This is a genomic window from Sphingobium sp. (assembly GCF_033795625.1).
Lineage (GTDB): Bacteria > Pseudomonadota > Alphaproteobacteria > Sphingomonadales > Sphingomonadaceae > Sphingobium.
Map to the genome: position 1 here is coordinate 1 of NZ_JARYGI010000117.1, position 752 is coordinate 752.

The 752-nt window shown below is 61.8% G+C and carries 1 pseudogene; it reads left to right on the forward strand.

The features are described from left to right. Positions 1-260 precede the first annotated feature (260 nt). Positions 261-752, forward strand: a pseudogene (locus QHC67_RS18900) (virulence-associated protein E); the annotation flags it as partial.

Consider the following 752-nt stretch of genomic DNA (forward strand, 5'->3'; position numbering starts at 1 on the left):
TGGTCAGTGGATGACATGGCGGCTGCATTCCGCAAGGGATGCCCCGATTTTAGCCGGCCGCGCACCGATTCAGAGTGGCTGCGGATCTGGGAGAAGTTCGTCGTCGCCTATGCTGAACGCCGCGCGAATCGAAGCGACGACTAACCGATGATCTCCGAGCCGTTCGCGTTGAGGCGAGCGCAGGCTGAATCTGTCTCCAAGTCTCAGACCGACCGAAAAGAGGAAAGGAGGGGCCGAGCGTGTAAGCAGGAGGTAGAATTATGCCGCTTACAGCCAGACGGCCATCGCAGGAGATAGTCGACATTGTCGGGGCCCTGGGCGGCACGTGGAGCGGCAATGTCGCGATGTGCCGCTGTCCCGCACACAGCGATCGCGATCCAAGCTTGTCGATTCGGCAAGGGGATCGCGGCATTCTCGTCACCTGTTTCGCAGGATGCTCGCGCGAAGACGTCCTGCGTGAACTGCGCCTTGTTCGCCCGGGTCGCCATTATCCGCCACCCGCCTTGGCGGACTCGCCGCGGCCGATGAACGTCGAAAGAATCTGGAATGAGGCGGTCGACGTTCCGGGCACCCTTGCCGAGCGCTACCTCCAGTGCCGGAACCTCCTCCCACCACCACGCGATCTTCGCTTCCATCCGCGTTGCCCTTACCTGCCCAAGCCGAAGACGATCTTCGAACCCGCTCTCCTGGTAGCGGTGCGCGAGGGAAACCGTCTGGTCGCAATTCAACGCATATTCCTGAACCCCGACACC